Source organism: Pigmentiphaga sp. (genome assembly GCF_033795525.1).
Classification (GTDB): Bacteria; Pseudomonadota; Gammaproteobacteria; order Burkholderiales; family Burkholderiaceae_B; genus Pigmentiphaga.
This window is the reverse complement of record NZ_JARYGM010000006.1, coordinates 20,655-34,558: the sequence shown is the minus strand read 5'-3', so window position 1 is coordinate 34,558 and position 13,904 is coordinate 20,655. Positions and strand designations below refer to the sequence as shown.

The following is a 13,904-nucleotide window of genomic DNA, read 5'->3' as shown; positions in this document are numbered from 1 at the left end:
GCTCCGATGTCTCAGCGCCCGGTGAACCGGGGTGCGCGCTTGTCGGCGAACGCGGCCTTGCCTTCCCGTACGTCGGCCGTGCCCGACAGTACCTTGTTGACGAACTGCTCCATGCGCAGCCCCATGGTCAGGCCCATCTCCGGCGCCCGTACCGCCAGCTCCTTGGCCGCCTGTACCGCGAGCGGCGCATTGGCGGCGATGCGGCGGGCGAACGCCATGGCCTCGTCCAGCAGACGCTCGGGCGGCACGATGCGGTTCACCAGGCCCCAGCGCTCGGCCGTCTGGGCATCGATGCTGTCCCCCGTCAGCAATAGCTCCATGGCTACGGCGTACGGAAGCTGGGCCGCCGTTCGTTGCGTTCCCCCGTTTGCCGCGATGATTCCCCGCTTGACTTCGGCCAGGCCGAACGTGGCGTGGGGGACGGCTATCCGTATGTCGGTGGCAAGCATCAGCGTCATGCCGCCGGCCAGGCAGTAGCCATTGACTGCCGCAATGACGGGCTTCCAGATTTCCAGCCCCCGGTTCAGCAGCTGGCCTTTCTGGGTCAGCCACAGGTCGGCAAGCTCCGCTTCCCGGCCGATGAAGGTCTTGAGGTCGGCGCCCGAGCTGAAGGCCTTGTCACCAGCGCCCGTGATGATGGCGACCCGGATCGCGGGATCGTCGCGCACGGTTTCCCAGCATCGCGACAACCCGGCATAGTGCTCGGCGTCGAGCGCGTTGCGCTTTTCAGGACGGTTGATGGTGATCAGGGCAATACCGCCCCCGTGCACGTCGAGATCGATGGACATGGCGCGCCCTCCTATCGGCCGAGGCTGAGAAGTTCGCGGGCGAGCACCATGCGGTGCACTTCGGATGGTCCTTCGCCGATGCGCTTGATGCGCAGCTCCCGGTACCAGCGCTCCAGCGGCAGCTCTTTCGAGACGCCCATGCCGCCCAGGATCTGGATGCAGCGGTCGACCACCCGGCCGGCGGTCTCGGTGGCGACCACCTTGGCGATCGAGGCTTCGGTCTTGAAGTTGAGCCCGGCGTCGCCCCGCTGCGCCGCTTCCAGGACCAGCAGGCGCGCCTGGCGCAGCTCCATCTCGCTATCGGCGATCATCCACTGGATGGCCTGCTTCTCGGCAAGCTTGGTACGGAATAGCTCGCGCTCCTTGGCCCAGTCGATGGCGATTTGCAAGGCCTCCTGCGCAATGCCTATGGTGCCGGCGGCATACGGCACGCGGCCCTCCACCAGCCACTTCTCGCACAGCGCAAAGCCCTGGCCCTCCTCGCCCAGCCGGTGCTCGACGGGGACTTCCACGTCTTCCAGGCTGACCTCATAGGGCGACCACGAGCGGATGACCGGAATCTCGCGGCACGTCATGCCCTTGGGCTTGCCCTCGATGATGAAGCAGGTGATGCCGTTGCGCTGTCCCTGCTCGCCGGTGCGCGCGAATACCAGGCCCCAGTCGGCATCGGCGGCGCCGGTGATCCACATCTTGGCGCCATTGAGAATATAGCGGTCTCCCTTGCGCACCGCACGCGTGCGGATGGAGCGGGCCGGGTCCGATCCGCCGGAAGCCTCGCTAATGGCCACGAACGCCTTTTTTCCGTCGCGGATAGCCGGAACCGCGAACTTCTCGATCTGCTCCCGCGTGCCGAGCAGGATGGGCGCGGGAGGATTGGAACCCACCGCGCCGCAAGCCGGCACATAAGCCCCCATGCGGCAACGCGCCGTTTCTTCAGCAATGACCGCCGTCGCGAGCAGGCTCATGCCGCCGCCGCCATACTCGGCAGGTGCGCGCACCGCCCACAGTCCCATCCGCTTGGCCTGCTCCTGCAGGGGTTTGAGCAGTTCCGGGGGCAGCGAATAGGCATCATGCGGCACCTTCTCTTCGGCCGGCCGCACTTGTTCGCGCATGAAGCGCCGCGTCGTCTCGCGTATCTGCAGCATCTCTTCCGGCAAACCGGCAGTGTGGGTCGTCATCAATAGCTCCTCATGTAATCAGGATGTGTGAATTCAGATGAATTCAGCCGGATCAGGGACCGAACGCTCCATCCGCTTCCAAGGCCTGGATGTCGTCGGCCGACATGCCGAACATGTCGTGCAGGATGTCGCGCGTATCGCTGCCCAGGGCAGGACTGGGGCGATAGGCCGGCGTTTCATGTCCGTCGAAGACCAGCGGGCTGCCATGCGCGAGGACCTCGCCATAGGCAGGGTGCCGGACCCACTTCAGCATCCCGGTCGCATGCAGATGCGGGTCGTGCACGACTTCGTCGAGCTCGCGCACCGGCGCGCACGGCACCCTATGGCGCACCAGCAGGTCGAACAGCCGGTCCCGGTCCATGCGGCCGGTGATCCGGCCCAACTCGTGGTCCAGTTCGTCCATGTGGGCGATCCGCGCCGCACGCGTCGCAAAGCGCGGGTCAGCCAGCCACTGCTCGCAATCCAGGGCCTGGGCCAGCGACGTCCAATGCGCGTCGCTGACCGTGAGGATGGCGATTGCGCCATCGGCTGCCGGATAGACGTTGTACGGCGCCATGGTCAGGCCGCCGTGCCGGTTGCCGGTCCGCTTGCAACTGCGGTCGCCCCGGCGATGCAGGCCCAGGCTGGACAGCAGGCTGGGATAGACGGAGCTCAGCATGGAAACTTCCACCGTAGCGGCATGGCCGGTCCGCGCCCGTTCATACAGCGCGGTAACGATGCCGCCATAAAGGTGCACGCCTGCGAAGAAGTCGCACACCGCCGGCCCTGCCTTCAGCGGCGGTCCGTCTGGCATGCCGGTGACGCTCATCACGCCTGACATGGCCTGCACGGTCAGGTCCATCGCAGGGTAGTCGCGATAGGGTCCGGTGCTGCCGTAGCCCGAACTGCTGGCGATGATGAGCCGGGGATTCGCCTGCCGCAGGGTGTCGCGATCCAGGCCCAGGCGGTCCATCACTCCCGGCGCGAAGTTCTCGACGATCACGTCGGCGCCTGCCGCCATGCGCAGCAAGGCCCGGCGCGCGCCAGGCTGCCGCAGGTTCATCGCGATGCTTTTCTTGTTGGCGTTGAGCACCGCGAACGGCTCGGCCACGCCCGGCGAGCGGGGGCGCCGGCGCAAGTGTTCGCCGTCGGGCGGCTCGATCTTGATCACGGTCGCGCCGGCCTGGGCCAGCAGGAACGTGGCATAGGGTCCGTTGTAGATCTGGGTCAGGTCCAGGACCACGACCCCGGCAAGCGGCGGTACAGCCAGACTGCTCATGAAGGATTCCGTTCTAGGTTTATCGGCGTTCCAGTCCCAGGCGCGCGGCGTCCCGGCTGAACTTGTCGGCGGTCTCCCGCACTTCCTTGGCATAGTCGGCAAGAGAGCCTTGATAGGGTTCGAGGGATAGCGACGCGATGCTGGACTTCATCGCATCGGACGCCAGCACCTTCTTCATTGCCTGCTCCAGCGTCCGCTGGATGGGCTCCGGCGTCTCGGCGCGTACATACAGCCCATAGAGGCTGCTGCCCTGTACGTCCGGGTAGCCCAGTTCGGCAAAGGTCGGGATGTCGGGCAAGTAGAGGCTGCGCTGCCGGTCAGTGACTGCCAGCAGCTTCAGGCCCGGCTGGCGCCGTTGCGATACCGCCAGCGACACCGTGGCGAAGTAGGCCTGGATCTCGCCGGAGAGGACGGCTTGTATGCCTTCCATGCCTCCCTTGTAGGGAATGTCGGTCCACTTGATGCCGGCTGCCGACGCGAGAGCGTCGCCCATGACCTTGTAGATGCTGGCGCCGCCGCCGAGCGTGCCGTGATTCATGCTTGCCTGGTGCGCCCGGGCGTATGTCAGGAACCCGTCCAGGTTGGCCGAGGGCACCCCGGCGGGCACCGTCAGCACAAAAGGCGTCTTGGTGAGCGGGCTTACCGGCACGAAGTCCTGCAAGGCGTAGCCGGGATGCTTGAGCGCATAGAGCGCCGTCATCAGGCTGCCAGTGTGGAACATGAGGGTATAGCCATCGGCCCGTGCCCGCTTGACCGCCAGCGTGGCGATGGTGGTCTCTCCCCCCGGGCGGTTTTCCACCACGATGGTCTGGCCCAGCACCTTGCCCAGTTCGGTTGCCGTCACGCGCGCCAGGCTGTCCGTCGACGCGCCGGGAGGATAGGGAACGATGAGCGTGATGGGACGCTCCGGATAGTCGGCGGCGGCCGGTGCCGCCCACCAGGCAAAAAGCAGCGTCATCAACGCCGCGGCCACCTTGCCTGCCACATTGCTTGTCATCGGGCCTCCTCTCCACCGTGTCGCGGCGGTCGTTCCTTTATTATGTACATCGTTCTATTATTTAGAATAACGTATACATACTAACGGATGCAACTCCCGATTTTTAGAACACCTGTCTAAGTATTTTCCCTAGATAGCGCGTCCCGCATAACGCTTTTCCGGCAGGTACTATGGCTGCGCCAACAAGCCAGGCAGCAACAGACCCATGAGAGGAAAGAGTTGAAGCAACGAGCCGCTTCCCCCCCCAGCGGTGATACGCCATCGATCGGGCCGGACGCATCCGCGTCTGCGGGCCGCCCGCCCGTCCTGGACCGGACCATCGTCAAGGTGTTTTCTTTGATGGAACTGCTTGCCAGCTCCGAACAGCCGCTCGGGGTATCGGCCATCGCGCAGCAGCTCGGCCTGCAGAAAAGCAACGTCCACCGGCTGCTGCGGACGCTCAAGGTCCTGGGGTACGTGCAGCAGCATCCCGAGACCAGCCGCTACTCCCCCACGCTCAAGACCTGGGAGTTCGGCATGAAGGTGGCCGGCCGCAACGTGATCAAGCGCGTCGCCCTGCCATTCATGCGCATGCTGCAGCAACAGCACCACGAGAACGTGCACCTTTCCGTACTGGTGGGGACCGATATCCTGTACCTGGAGTCGATCAACTCCAACTTTCCGCTGCGTGCCACCACCCAGGCGGGCGGCCGGATTCCCGCCATCTTCCCGGCGTCCGGCAAGGCGCTTCTGGCGTACCGGCCGGATGCGCGCGAGATCGTCGCCGAAGTGATCCGGACCCACCCCCAGGCGGCGGGGCTGGCCGTGGACGATGTCCTGTCGGAACTGGAAGAGATACGCCGCCGCGGCTATGCGACGTCCATCAGCGGCTGGCGGGTCAACGTCAATTCAGTCTCGGCGCCGATACTGTCCAGCGACACCGCGGCCGTGGCCGCCGTCGGGATCAGCGGACCGACCGAGCGTATGCCGCCGGAACAGCTGGAGTCATTGGCCGCCATCGTGATGAACACGGCGGCCCAGATCAGCGAGGTGCTGAGCAGTAGCGGGGCCTTCAACGAGGGCTGACTTCACACTTCCTGGCCCGCCACCTTCTTCCTGGCCGAAGCACCCGCCGTATCCGGGGACTTGATCCGCGCAGCGCGACTTTTTTGCCGCGCCGCCTGCTCCGACACGCGCCGCGACAATTCCCGCGTCGACGGAATGCGCAGGCTGCGCTCTTCGGCCATCGCTTCGTCTTCCGCCAGGTTCTCGATGATGCCCAGCAGGACCTTGCGCGCCACCACGACTTCGTCGGCGGTGAGGCCGCGCACGCCTATCCGGTTCACTTCCTCGGCCAGCGGGATCAAGACCCGCTCGAGCGCCCGCCCCTTCGGCGTGAGATAGACATGCACGTTCTTCTTGTTGCCCGGCAGATGCTTGCGCTCGACATAGCCCAGCGCTTCCATGGCCTTGAGGGCGCTGTAGGTGGTGGGCTCCATCACGCCCGCCTCTTCGCTGAGCTCGCGCTGGGTGAGTCCGTCCTGCACCCACAGTATGCGCAGGAACGCCCAGTGGCCGAACGATACGTGGCGTTCGTTCAACCTCATCTGCAGCGCCCGCACGAAGGCGCGCGTCGCATCCTTGACGAGGTGGGCCAGGCGGTCATTGGGGGCTGCGCTTTGCCAATGCTCGAGGATCTTTCGGGTGTCTTCGGGAGAACTCATCGCTGTCCAGGGGCCTCTGCTCGAGCCAATGATACTCGCGCGGCCTGCGGCGGCCGGGCTTGAAAAATACTTAGAGCTTTAATATTATTATCTTAGAGCTCTAACAAAAAGGCCAATTGTGCCGCTTTTCCCGGCCGGCCTGGAGCGCCACGCGCCAAGACAAGGCGCGGTCCATCAAAGGAGACGATCCATGAATCCTCGCACTTGCCGCCTCACCCGGGGCACGACCACCCTTCTCGCCCGCGCGGGCATGGCTGCCTTGCTGGGCTGTGCGCCAGCGCTGGCCGCCGCGGAAGACATCGCCGACTATCCCTCGCGGCCTGTCCGCTTCATCGTTCCCTACGCCACCGGCGGTCTGCCGGACACGGTGGCGCGCGTGATCGGCCAACGCCTTACCGAAAGCCTGGGCAAGTCGTTCGTGGTCGAGAACAAGCCTGGCGCCAACGGCGTCGTGGCCGCCCAGACGCTGATGGGCAGCCCGCGCGACGGCTACACCTTCCTGGTGACGGACGGCTCGATGATGTCCATCAACCCCTCGCTTTATAAAGACCTCGCGTACGAGCCCAAGCGCGATTTCGTGCCGGTATCGCTGGTGGCGACCTCGCCGCTGTTCATCGCCGCGCGCCCGGACTTCCCGGCCAATACGCTGAAAGAGTTCGTGGAACTGGCCAAGAAAACACCTACGGGATTCACCTATGGGTCTTCCGGGGTCGGCAGCAGCCACCACCTGACGATGGAAGCCATGAAAAGCGCGCTGAACCTGCGGCTCGACCATGTGCCCTTCCGCGGGTCCGGCCAGGCCGTGCCGGCGCTGGTAGGCAAGCAGGTAGATCTCGTGGTCGCCGCGCTGCCGTCCTTGTCGGGCTTTGCCCAGAAAGGCCAGGCCAAGATCCTCGCGACGAACTCGCTCAAGCGCTCCTCGCTGGCCCCGGACATCCCGGCCGTCTCGGAAATCATTCCCGATTTCAACTTCGCGGTGACCGTGGGCGTGCTGGCGCCGGCCGGGACCCCCGACGCGATCGTGCAGAAGGTCAGCGCGGAGGTCGCCAAGGCGGTGAAGAAGCCCGAGGTCATCAAGCAGCTGCAGGGCCTGGGGATCGAACCCGTCGGCGGCTCCGCCGAAGAATACGCACGTGCCATCGATGATGAAGCCCGCCGCTATGCCGTCCCGATCAAGGCCGCCGGCATCAAGGCGGAGAATTGAAGGAGAAGCAGTATGTTGACCCCTGAAAAGAACGAGCGATTGTGCCGGGTGGAAGGCGACGCGCCCATGGGCGCGCTGATGCGCAAATTCTGGCTCCCGCTATGCCTGCTCGAAGAAGTGGCCGAACCGGACGGCGACCCGGTGCATGCGCGGGTACTGGGCCAGGACCTGGTCGTTTTCCGCGACAGCGAAGGCCGCATCGGCGCGCTGGACGAGAAGTGCCCGCATCGCCGGGTGTCGCTGGTCTACGGGCGCAACGAGGAAGGCGGGCTGCGCTGCCTCTACCACGGCTGGAAGATGGACGTGCAGGGCCGGGTCCTGGAGATGGCGTCCGAACCCGAGGCTAGCCCCATGGCCTCGAAGGTGCGCACCACGGCCTACCCCACGCGCGAGTGGGGCGGCATGGTATGGGTCTTCCTGGGCAAGGAGGAAGAAGCGCCCGAGTTCGTGCCGCCGCCCTGGGCGCCGACCAAGGACGCCAAGGTCAGCATCGCCAAGATCCTGCTGCCCTGTAACTGGGCGCAGATCCTGGAAGGCGCGATCGATTCGGCGCACAGCTCCAGCCTGCATTCGTCGGACTTCGTGCCGGCCAAGGTCACCGGCGCCGAGGCAACCGACAAGAACTGGCTGCGCCCGTCCACCGACAAGGCGCCGCGGCTGCAGGTGGAGCGCACGCCCTACGGTTTTCGCTATGCCGCCATCCGGCGTCCGATCTTCGAGCCCGAGACACAGGACTATGTGCGCACGACGGTATTCGTCGCGCCGTTCACCGTGCTGGTGCCGCCCAACAATCTCTATAACGTGGCCAACGTGAACGTGCCCATGGACGACACGAACACGGCCTTCTATTTCCTGGCCTGGGGCCATCCGGCGAAAACGCCGGATACCGAGACCTGGCGCAAGTTCCTGCGCGCCCAGGTCGGCCCGGACGTGGACGAGCGCTACCGGCCCCACCGCAACCACGAGAACCGCTTCTGGCAGGATCGCCAGGCCATGAAGGCCGGTAACTTCACGGGCATCAAAGGCTTCCCCAACCAGGACATCGCGATGTGGGTGACCATGGGCGCGATTGCCGACCGCTCGGAAGAACGCCTGGGAACCAGCGACCTGGCCATCGTCGAATTCCGCCGCCGCATGCTGGATGCGCTGGACAAGTTCGGCGCGGGCGAAGAACCCGTGGGCCTGGGCCAGAATGCCATTCCGAAGGAGGTCTGCTCGTTCCAGGCTATCGTTCCCAAGTCCATCGACTGGCGCGAGTACCGGACCAGTTATGTCTGGGAAGATGCTCCGGCCTCGGCCCAGCTCGATAGCAACTACCAGACCGGCACCCGGTAGCCGGCGAACGGAGGCTCCATGTCATCACGACCGCTGCGGTTGGGCATCGTCGGCCTGGGCCGCGCCTTTTCGCTGATGCTGCCGACCTTCCTGCGGGACGAGCGCATCGTGCTGGCGGGGGCCTGCGACCCCCGCCCTGCGGCGCGCGCGCAGTTTGCGCGGGATTTCTCGGCGCCGGTCTACGACGACATCCCGGCGCTGGCGGCCGACCCCGCGCTGGATGCGCTCTATATCGCCAGTCCGCACCAATTCCATGCGCGGCACACCGAGATCGCGGCGGCCCATGGCAAGCATGTGCTGGTCGAGAAGCCCATGGCGCTGGCGATGGAGGAATGCGACCGCATGATCGCGGCGTGCGAACGCGCCGGCGTGCACCTGATCGTGGGTCACTGCCACAGCTTCGACATGCCTTACCTGAAAACGCGCGAGCTGATAGACAGCGGCGAGTTCGGCCGGGTGCGCATGATCCACGCGTTGAACTACACCGACTATCTATACCGTCCGCGGCGGCCGGAAGAATTGGTCACCGCCGAGGGCGGCGGCGCCATTTTCAGCCAGGCCGCGCACCAGGTCGATATCGTGCGGCTGCTGGCGGGGGCCCGGCCGGTGCGCCTGCGCGCGGCAGTCGGCAACTGGGACCCGCGCCGGGCGACCGAGGGCGCCTATTCGACGATGCTGTGGTTCGACTCGGGCGCCTATGCCTCGCTGTCCTACAACGGCTATGGGCACTTCGATTCCGATGAATGGACAGGCTGGATCGGCGAAATGGGCCAGCGCAAGTCGCCCGACGACTATGGCGCCGCCCGCCGCAAGCTCGCTGCAGTCGCCTCGCCCGAAGCCGAGGCGCAAGCCAAGGCGGATGCCACGTACGGCGGGGCGGCCTACCAACCTCCCGCCGGCGACGGCCCGCTGCCGCACTACCAGCACTTCGGTCCCATCATCGTGTCATGTGAACATGCGGACCTGCGGCCGCTGCCGGAGGGCATCGCCATCTACGCGGACGACGCCAGGCGCTGGCATCCCTTGGACCCGCCCGCGGTGCCGCGCCATGAGGTCCTCGATGAACTGGTGCGGGCGGTGCACGTCGGCACGCGTCCCCGCCACGACGGGCACTGGGCCAAGGCCACGCTGGAAATCTGCCTGGCGATGCTGGCATCCGCCCAGGCCAACGCGGACGTCGCCCTGCAGCATCAGCCGGCTTGAGCGTCCTGGTAATCGCCCGCCGGGTCGTCCAGGAAATCGCCGATGTAGACCAGGTGCTCGAACGGCAGCGGCTGCCGGCCCGCGACCTCTACCAAGGTATCGAGCGTAGCCCGCATCACTCGCTGGCGGCCGTCGCTGCCCGCGTGGCAGACGATGGCCGCCGGGGTATCCCCGGGATACCCGGCACGCAGTTCGTGCACCACGCGGGCGAGGTCCGTCTTCATCGTGAACAACACCAAGGCGCTGCGGCTCTGGGCCAATACCGGCAGGCGGTCCGAGCCGGCGTAGCCTTCGCCGGCGTTCTTGCCCAGGCTCAGGATCACGGACTGGCTGGTGCGGCCGCCGGTTACCGCCATACCCAGCGCCGCATTGGCTGCCGCAAAGCTCGAGATGCCTGGCACGACCACCGGATGCAGGTCGCGGAATTCGCGAAGATAGCCGATCTGCGGGCCGTACAGGGTGGGGTCGCCGAGGCTGAGAACCGCCACCGTGCCGCCGTGACCGATGCACTCCCGGATTGCCTTGCGCCGCAGCGCCTCTTCCGCCTCGACCATCTCGCGCGGGCTATGGCGCCGGGCCATGGGTGTGTAGAAACCATGGCCGGCTTCGATAAAGCGCTTGCCATTCAATTGCGCGGCGTAGCGCGACGGCGCATCGGCCGGGCCGAGCACCAGATCGGCTGCGCGCATGACACGATCGGCGCGCAGGGTCAGGTTGTCCGGGTCGCCCACGCCCAGGCTGACGAGATACAGTTTGCCGGCACCGGCCGGCGTGCGGGTTCGGGTCACCGGTGAGTCCTCCACATTCCGTCGCGCGCCATGGCCTGGACGATTTCGCCGATCAGGGCTGCAATGGCCGATACGGCCTTGCCGGGCCCCTTGGTCTTGGCGAAGACCAGCGCCACGGTCCGCTGGAACGGCGGGTCGACGATGCGCGACGCCTGGACCTCGCCTTGGTTGACCTCGCTCCATACCGCATGCAGGGGCAATACCGTATAGAGGCGCTCGCGCGCCACCAGCGAAGTCTGCAGCGGCAGCGAATCGGCCTCGATGACCGGCGCCAGCGTGATGTGTTCCTGCCGCGCCATGGAATCGAGCGCGGTGCGCAGGCCATTGGGCGCACTGGGCAGGATGAAGGGCAGCTCATGCAAGTGGCGGAACGGCACTTCCTCGCCCATGGTAAGGCGGTCGCCGGCGGGTCCGATCAGGTAGCTGTCCACGGTGGCAAGGCACTGTTCGTGTTCCGGCAGCGTGCTGCCATACCGGTAAAGAATGCCGATGTCGACGCGTGCATCGGCCAGCCATTCCTCGACCTGGCCGCTCGAGCCTTCGAGCACTTTCAGGTTCACCCCCGGGTAGCGCGCACGGACCTCGGTGAACAGCTGGCCCACCAGATGATGGCCGATGGACGGCAAGGTTCCCAGCGTGACGCGCCCACTCGCATCGCGCGCCTGTTCGCGGATCTCGTTTTCCAGTTGTTCGGCGTCCGTCAGCAGTGCGCGCACTTGCGGAAAAATGCGCTGCCCGACGTCCGACAGCTCAACGCCCCGGCCGGTGCGGACGAACAGGCGCGTGCCGCACTCGCGCTCCAGGGCGTTGAGCTGCCGGCTCAGCAGCGACTGGTTGCTGTTGAGGAACAGGGCCGCGCGTGTCAGGCTGCCCAGTTCGCCGATGGCGAGAAATGCCCGCCATTTGTGCAGGCTGGCGGTAACGTCCAGCTGGATGCTGGTTGCTTTCGGATGCTGCATCGCAGACGGCACTCGTCAGGGAGGGGAAGACGAGTTTATACCTGCCCGGACGGCGCGTCGCCCGGGGTGCCGCCAGCTTCCGCTATCGGCCGCGGAACACCGGTGCGCGCTTTTCCCTGAAGGCAGCCTGGGCCTCGGCCGCATCCTCGGTCGTCGCGATGAGGGCAGTCATGTCCTGTTCGTAGCGATAACCATCCCGCAGGCTCATGTCCTCGATCGTATTGAGCGTGTGCTTGCCCAGCCGGGTGGAGACCGGGCTCTTGGACGCGATGGCGCCCGCCAGTTCCATGGCGGTGGGCAGCAAGGCCTCGGGCGCGGTACACGCTTCGACGATGCCCAGCCGGTACAGTTCGGCGGCGGGCACGCGATGACCGGTCAGCATCATGCGGCGCAGCAGGGAATGGGGAAACAGCCGCATGGCGTGGCGGCATCCGCCCAGCAGACCGACATCCACTTCCGGCAGCCCCAGCATCGCCCGCTCGGAGGCTACCAGCACATCGGCCGATGCCACCATCGCCAGGCCGGAGCCCAGCGCCGGCCCATTGATGGCCGCCACCACCGGCTTGGCGCATTCGCGGATGGCATGGAAACACTCGCGCGTGCGGCGCAAATGCGCCGGCAGGTCGCCGGGCCCCTTGATCACGTCCGCCCGGCCTTTCAGGTCGGCGCCGGCGCAGAACACCTTGCCCGCGCCGGTCAGCACCACGACGCGGACCTCGGGCGTTTCCGAAATCCAGTCGAGCGCCGAGGTCAGTTCGTCGTTCAAGACGCGGGTCAGGGCGTTGACCGGCGGGCTGTCGAGCGTCAGCACGGCGATGTGGCCGTCTATCCGCAGCTGCAATTGCGTGTAGTCATTCATGGGCGTCGTGGTTCCGGATGGCAGGGCCCGCATGGCGGGCACCCAGGGAGTCTAGGAGCGCCGGGACGCTGGGCAAAGACGGCGGCGCGCAAGGCAGTTATGCACCTGCGGCCATAGCGGCCGTAGGCTGCCCGCCCGATAATGCCGGCACCACGAGCGAGAAGACCATGCCCAGAATCCACCTGCCCACGCCTGACACCATGACCCCCGACCAGCGCCGGGTCTACGACCAGGTCGTCGCCGGCAAGCGCGGCAAGCTGCGCGGACCGCTGCGGGCGGCGCTCCACAACCCGGAACTGGCCGACCGCTGGCAGGCCTTGGGAGCGCTGCTGCGCTACGACACGACGCTGCCGCCACGGCTTTCGGAACTCGCGATCCTCGTCACAGCGCGCGCCTGCAACTCGCCTTTCGAGTGGGATGCCCACCGCGTCGAAGCGGAAAAAGCGGGTGTGGAAGCCGAGATCATCGAGGCGCTGCGCGAATGCCGCATGCCGGCGGCATTGGGGCCGGACGATGCGCTGGTCGTGCGGTTCGCGGCCGAACTGAATGCGTACAACTCGGTTTCGAAGGCCACCTACACTGCGGCGCTGGCCCGCTTCGGCCCGAGGGCCATCGTGGAGCTCACGGCCCTGGTCGGCTACTACACCATGGTCGCCATGACCTTGAATACGCACGAAATCCCGTTGGATGAAGGCGTGGCGCCCGCTTTTCCGCTGCCGCAGCACGGCGGCTCGACCGCGCAGCCGGAACATGCGGCGCTGTTCCCGGGCCGCCTCGTTGACGAAACCGCGCAGCAGCCATGAGCACTGCCCCGCTTGCGCCGCCCATCACGGGCTGGGACTGCCATACCCATCTGCTCGGCCCCTACGACCGCTTTCCGCTCGCGGCCTCGCGCAGCTACACGCCACCCGAAGCGCTGGAAGACCAGCATGCCGCCATGCTGGCGCGCCAAGGCTTGTCGCATGCCGTGCTGGTGCACCCCAGCGCCTATGGCGATGACTATGCGCTGCTGTTCCATGCGCTGTCGCGGCATCCTCACCTGCGCGGCGTCATCGTGGCGCGTCCCGACTCACCGGTGGATCTCGCGGCCCTGCGCGAGCGCGGCGTACGCGCCGCCCGCTACAGCCACCGCAGCGGCAGCGGCGGCAACTTCGCGGGCAGCGCCTCGATCGACGACTTGCGGCAGATGGCCAGCACCGTGGCGGATGCCGGCCTGCACGTCGAATTGTGGACCGACTGCCGGGTGCTGCCCGACATCGCGCCGCTGTTGGCCAGCCTGCCGTGCCCCGTGGTGATCGACCACATGGGCGACTTCGACGTGGCGGCCGGCGTGGACGATCCGGGCTTCCGGCAGCTGCTGCGCCTGTTGGAACGCGGCCATGCCTGGGTGAAGCTCTCGGCCTACCGCAGCCTGCGGAACTGTCCGGATCCCGAGGCGGGCCGGCCCTTCCACCAACGGCTGGTCGAGGCCAATCCGGAACAATTGGTCTGGGGCAGCGACTGGCCCCACATACGCGTCGATCCGGCTCCCGATACGCGCCAGCTCTTCGAGACCTTCGAGCGGTGGACGGACGACGAGCCACTGCGGCGCAGAATCCTCATCGACAACCCGACGCGCCTGTATGCCTGACC

General features: G+C 66.5%; 14 protein-coding genes. 6 read left to right on the top strand and 8 right to left on the bottom strand.

The window, feature by feature from the left end; all coding sequences use genetic code 11:
• Window positions 1-11: 11 nt before the first annotated feature.
• From QHC78_RS15205 to QHC78_RS15190, 4 genes are read right to left on the bottom strand one after another with little or no spacing between them, the layout of a single operon-like run.
• A complete protein-coding gene (locus QHC78_RS15205; RefSeq protein WP_319745984.1) occupies window positions 12-788 on the bottom strand; it encodes an enoyl-CoA hydratase/isomerase family protein in 777 nt (258 codons plus the stop codon).
• Window positions 789-799: 11 nt separating this feature from the next.
• Entirely contained in the window at window positions 800-1,966 is a 1,167-nt protein-coding gene (locus QHC78_RS15200; protein WP_319745983.1) for an acyl-CoA dehydrogenase family protein, read from the bottom strand.
• Window positions 1,967-2,018: 52 nt separating this feature from the next.
• Complete coding sequence (locus QHC78_RS15195) at window positions 2,019-3,224, bottom strand: CaiB/BaiF CoA transferase family protein (RefSeq protein ID WP_319745980.1); 1,206 nt, start codon at window positions 3,222-3,224, stop codon at window positions 2,019-2,021.
• Window positions 3,225-3,243: 19 nt separating this feature from the next.
• Window positions 3,244-4,221, bottom strand: a complete 978-nt coding sequence (locus QHC78_RS15190) for a tripartite tricarboxylate transporter substrate binding protein (RefSeq protein WP_319745979.1) — start codon at window positions 4,219-4,221, stop codon at window positions 3,244-3,246.
• Window positions 4,222-4,440: 219 nt separating this feature from the next.
• On the opposite strand from QHC78_RS15190, the gene QHC78_RS15185 reads away from it, so the two are divergent.
• Window positions 4,441-5,286, top strand: coding sequence for an IclR family transcriptional regulator (locus QHC78_RS15185; protein WP_319745977.1), 846 nt, complete (start codon window positions 4,441-4,443; stop codon window positions 5,284-5,286).
• Window positions 5,287-5,288: 2 nt separating this feature from the next.
• Here QHC78_RS15185 and QHC78_RS15180 read toward each other — a convergent pair whose 3' ends face one another.
• On the bottom strand, window positions 5,289-5,924 hold the full coding sequence (locus QHC78_RS15180; RefSeq protein ID WP_319745976.1) for a MarR family winged helix-turn-helix transcriptional regulator: 636 nt from the start codon (window positions 5,922-5,924) through the stop codon (window positions 5,289-5,291).
• Window positions 5,925-6,114: 190 nt separating this feature from the next.
• Between QHC78_RS15180 and QHC78_RS15175 the strand changes: the two genes are divergently transcribed.
• The 3 genes from QHC78_RS15175 to QHC78_RS15165 are packed head-to-tail and all read left to right on the top strand — an operon-like array spanning window position 6,115 to window position 9,666.
• Window positions 6,115-7,128 carry a Bug family tripartite tricarboxylate transporter substrate binding protein gene (locus QHC78_RS15175; RefSeq protein WP_319745974.1) on the top strand — a complete coding sequence of 338 codons (1,014 nt, stop codon included), beginning with the start codon at window positions 6,115-6,117 and terminating at the stop codon, window positions 7,126-7,128.
• Window positions 7,129-7,140: 12 nt separating this feature from the next.
• The gene (locus tag QHC78_RS15170) at window positions 7,141-8,463 is read left to right on the top strand and encodes a Rieske 2Fe-2S domain-containing protein (protein ID WP_319745973.1); all 1,323 of its coding nucleotides are present in this window, start codon (window positions 7,141-7,143) and stop codon (window positions 8,461-8,463) included.
• Between the two features lie 18 nt (window positions 8,464-8,481).
• The gene (locus QHC78_RS15165) at window positions 8,482-9,666 is read left to right on the top strand and encodes a Gfo/Idh/MocA family protein (protein WP_319745972.1); all 1,185 of its coding nucleotides are present in this window, start codon (window positions 8,482-8,484) and stop codon (window positions 9,664-9,666) included.
• Here QHC78_RS15165 and QHC78_RS15160 read toward each other — a convergent pair.
• The 3 genes from QHC78_RS15160 to QHC78_RS15150 form a co-directional block, all read right to left on the bottom strand.
• Window positions 9,654-10,454 (bottom strand): SAM-dependent methyltransferase, encoded by an 801-nt coding sequence (locus QHC78_RS15160; protein WP_319745970.1) that lies wholly within the window; start codon window positions 10,452-10,454, stop codon window positions 9,654-9,656. The genes QHC78_RS15165 and QHC78_RS15160 overlap by 13 nt on opposite strands.
• Complete coding sequence (locus tag QHC78_RS15155; RefSeq protein WP_319745967.1) at window positions 10,451-11,413, bottom strand: LysR family transcriptional regulator; 963 nt, start codon at window positions 11,411-11,413, stop codon at window positions 10,451-10,453. Before QHC78_RS15155 ends, QHC78_RS15160 begins: the two co-directional genes overlap by 4 nt.
• An 82-nt stretch (window positions 11,414-11,495) precedes the next feature.
• Window positions 11,496-12,272 (bottom strand): enoyl-CoA hydratase/isomerase family protein, encoded by a 777-nt coding sequence (locus tag QHC78_RS15150; protein ID WP_319745965.1) that lies wholly within the window; start codon window positions 12,270-12,272, stop codon window positions 11,496-11,498.
• A 167-nt stretch (window positions 12,273-12,439) separates the two neighbouring features.
• On the opposite strand from QHC78_RS15150, the gene QHC78_RS15145 reads away from it, so the two are divergent.
• Both QHC78_RS15145 and QHC78_RS15140 read left to right on the top strand, forming a co-directional pair.
• Window positions 12,440-13,075: a carboxymuconolactone decarboxylase family protein gene (locus QHC78_RS15145; RefSeq protein WP_319745964.1), complete on the top strand. Its 636-nt coding sequence runs from the start codon at window positions 12,440-12,442 to the stop codon at window positions 13,073-13,075.
• The gene (locus QHC78_RS15140) at window positions 13,072-13,902 is read left to right on the top strand and encodes an amidohydrolase family protein (RefSeq protein WP_319745962.1); all 831 of its coding nucleotides are present in this window, start codon (window positions 13,072-13,074) and stop codon (window positions 13,900-13,902) included. The genes QHC78_RS15145 and QHC78_RS15140 overlap by 4 nt, the downstream gene beginning before the upstream one ends.
• Window positions 13,903-13,904 lie beyond the last annotated feature (2 nt).

Excerpts from the sequence above, each read along its gene's own strand:
- QHC78_RS15190 (WP_319745979.1), bottom strand. The coding sequence starts at position 4,221 with ATGACAAGCAATGTGGCAGGCAAGGTGGCCGCGGCGTTGATGACGCTG.
- QHC78_RS15155 (WP_319745967.1), bottom strand. The coding sequence starts at position 11,413 with ATGCAGCATCCGAAAGCAACCAGCATCCAGCTGGACGTTACCGCCAGC.
- QHC78_RS15170 (WP_319745973.1), top strand. The coding sequence starts at position 7,141 with ATGTTGACCCCTGAAAAGAACGAGCGATTGTGCCGGGTGGAAGGCGAC.
- QHC78_RS15180 (WP_319745976.1), bottom strand. The coding sequence starts at position 5,924 with ATGAGTTCTCCCGAAGACACCCGAAAGATCCTCGAGCATTGGCAAAGC.
- QHC78_RS15205 (WP_319745984.1), bottom strand. The coding sequence starts at position 788 with ATGTCCATCGATCTCGACGTGCACGGGGGCGGTATTGCCCTGATCACC.
- QHC78_RS15145 (WP_319745964.1), top strand. The coding sequence starts at position 12,440 with ATGCCCAGAATCCACCTGCCCACGCCTGACACCATGACCCCCGACCAG.
- QHC78_RS15165 (WP_319745972.1), top strand. The coding sequence starts at position 8,482 with ATGTCATCACGACCGCTGCGGTTGGGCATCGTCGGCCTGGGCCGCGCC.
- QHC78_RS15200 (WP_319745983.1), bottom strand. The coding sequence starts at position 1,966 with ATGACGACCCACACTGCCGGTTTGCCGGAAGAGATGCTGCAGATACGC.
- QHC78_RS15175 (WP_319745974.1), top strand. The coding sequence starts at position 6,115 with ATGAATCCTCGCACTTGCCGCCTCACCCGGGGCACGACCACCCTTCTC.
- QHC78_RS15195 (WP_319745980.1), bottom strand. The coding sequence starts at position 3,224 with ATGAGCAGTCTGGCTGTACCGCCGCTTGCCGGGGTCGTGGTCCTGGAC.
- QHC78_RS15150 (WP_319745965.1), bottom strand. The coding sequence starts at position 12,272 with ATGAATGACTACACGCAATTGCAGCTGCGGATAGACGGCCACATCGCC.
- QHC78_RS15140 (WP_319745962.1), top strand. The coding sequence starts at position 13,072 with ATGAGCACTGCCCCGCTTGCGCCGCCCATCACGGGCTGGGACTGCCAT.